Origin of the sequence: Dyadobacter luteus (assembly GCF_003383615.1) — a bacterium.
Classification (GTDB): domain Bacteria; phylum Bacteroidota; class Bacteroidia; order Cytophagales; family Spirosomataceae; genus Dyadobacter; species Dyadobacter luteus.
On sequence record NZ_QNUL01000057.1, the window covers coordinates 1 to 2,486 of the forward strand.

The window sequence follows — 2,486 nt, forward strand, 5'->3', positions numbered from 1 at the left end:
GTAGGATAAGAACCCGGCGCCTTGCCATATTGACTATGGTAGGTTTCCAAGAACTCTCCCCCGAACCGTACGTACCTGTCTCCAGGTATACGGCTCTCCATCAATTTATTCAGTCTAACTTGCCTGTGTGTATCTTGTCGTGGCATTTTGAGCATACTGCCAAGGTTTTTCTTCTCCTTGCGCTCATTCGTTTTTCCCAATCTTGCTTACCTTTCAGGTCTTTCAATTTGCGTATATGGTGCATTTCCAATTTCTCGTTAGCACCGCATAATTCGCATTTTTCATTTTGCAACCTTGCTATAAGGCTGTTTCTTCCTCCTGTAATGGTAACCGTGACAGGTAAACTATCCACGTAAGCACCGCGGGCAACTTTTTGGCGTTTGAAACCCTCTTTGTAAAAGCGTCTGTAGATTGTATCCCCTTTCCTATTTTTGTAGGGAATGGAAAACACTCCGTTGATACATCTTTTATTCTTTTCCTTACTGATTGAAGTTTGGTATTTCAGTGCATACGTTTTGTACATACTGTATTCCAAGATGTAAGAAAATGACTGGACAAGCGAGCTGTTATTGGCAATCGAATAGTAATTGTAAAAGCCTCGTATTTCAGCGTTGTACTGACTGATGATTTCTAAGTCATCCAAATCTTTCATGTAATAGCGTGAGCGTGGTTTCCAAACTTCTGTACCTTTTTCATTTACCAGTTTCATGGCATTGTAGCTCAGTAGCTTTTTCTTCATCACGTCTGCTGTAACACGGAGTACAATCTTATCTCCGAAACATCTTACCGTCCTACCGTGCTTATCTCTTTTGGTATCATCGGAGTTTCGCACGGAGACATCAAAGCCTAAGAATTTGGCTGGTTTCTTAGCATTGGTCACTAAGGTTTTTTCATCAGACAGTTCAAGTTTCAGTTTTTCATCAAGGTAAACCTTAATGTCTTCCTTTATCTTTTTACAGTCTTCTTTGCTACCGATGACCCCGATAAGAAAATCGTCCGCATACCTAACGTATTTTAACTTTCTGAAACTGCCGTCCATCTTGTCATAAGCTGGGTATTTGTTTCTTTCCTGTCTCAACTCTTTGATGTCCTTAATCATTTGCTCTCTGACAGTTTCGTCTGTCTCACATTCGAGTTTCTTAGCCAAACGGTATCGTCTCTGTTCGTATAGCCTGTATTGGCGTGTTGCCGTAGTTCTTTTGCCCTTATCGAAGTCCTTGATATAATCCTTGACATATTTGTCGAATTTATCAAGGTAGATATTGGCAAGGATAGGACTTATAATCCCTCCCTGTGGTGTCCCACTGTATGTTTTGTGGTACACCCAATCTTCGATATACCCTGCATTGAGGAACTTTCGTATCAACCGAATGAACCTGTCGTCATCGATACGCTCCTTTAGTATGCCAATCAGTATTTCATGATTGATATTGTCAAAGAAGCCTTTTATATCGCCCTCGATGAACCACCGTACAGCCGTGAATGATTGTTGGACACCTAATAGGGCTGTGTGACAGCTTCTATTGGGTCTGAACCCATGTGAAGTATGCTCAAAACTGCCCTCATAGATAGCTTCCAATATCATTCTGATAACCTCCTGCACTAATTTGTCATCGAAAGATGGTATACCAAGCGGACGTTTCTTTCCATTCTTTTTCGGAATGTATGTCCTCTTGGATGGGTTTGGCTGATAGGTCTCGTTTCGCAACGATTCAATCAGCCGTTCAATGCGGGATGTACTCATTCCGTCGATGGTCTTTCCATCAACTCCTGCCGTCATATTGCCTACTTTACTGTAGATTTTCTGATAGGCGATAAAGTACATCTCTTCATTGAACAGAACTTTGTACAGCTTCTCGAACTTATAGTCGGTGTTTCCGCTGTGCCTTGTTAGACTGTTCAATACTTTTTCTGGATTTCTCATAATGTCTCTCACATTTTCCGTTAATCGTATTGAACTAAATTGACTGTCTCCCTTCGCCATGTACAGGGCTTTCCCCTGCTCGGACTACTACGGAGACTCCGTTGCCATATCGGATATTCAGGAGCTTTTTCCATAGCCACATGAGTGGCATTCCGACTTAGGCAATCCCCATTTAGACATATAGCAACTATTAGCATGTTAGATTGTCGGATGCGATGTTCGCCCTTTTCTGCTTATTGCAGCTACGTTGTGGTCTGTTTATGCTATATCTACTACCTAACATTAGTATAGTACCACAATATGACGTTTGTAACTGTCTTCCGTCATAGCCTACGAATCGACCATTCGGACTATCGTTCAATCAATCAAGACTTCATCCTTATATCTAACTTTTCAACTTGCCATTCAGTCGCAACACGACAATTAGTTGACTTATGGCTTTTCCGACATGCTACACTCCCCGTAAGGTTTCCCGTTCGGATAAGTCGGATGTTGATGGGCGTTCTAAACACTTGCCCAGTGGTTGCCAAACCACATTCACTATATGCCCTTATGGGCGCAC

The 2,486-nt window shown here is 42.0% G+C and carries 1 protein-coding gene; it reads right to left on the reverse strand.

Going from position 1 to position 2,486, the window contains the following annotated elements; translation table 11 throughout:
• Positions 1–109: 109 nt before the first annotated feature.
• The gene (gene ltrA, locus DSL64_RS28765; RefSeq protein WP_199539533.1) at positions 110–1,924 is read right to left on the reverse strand and encodes a group II intron reverse transcriptase/maturase; all 1,815 of its coding nucleotides are present in this window, start codon (positions 1,922–1,924) and stop codon (positions 110–112) included.
• Between the last annotated feature and the right edge of the window lie 562 nt (positions 1,925–2,486).

Coding starts and splice junctions, on each gene's coding strand:
- ltrA (WP_199539533.1), bottom strand. CDS start 1,924: ATGAGAAATCCAGAAAAAGTATTGAACAGTCTAACAAGGCACAGCGGA.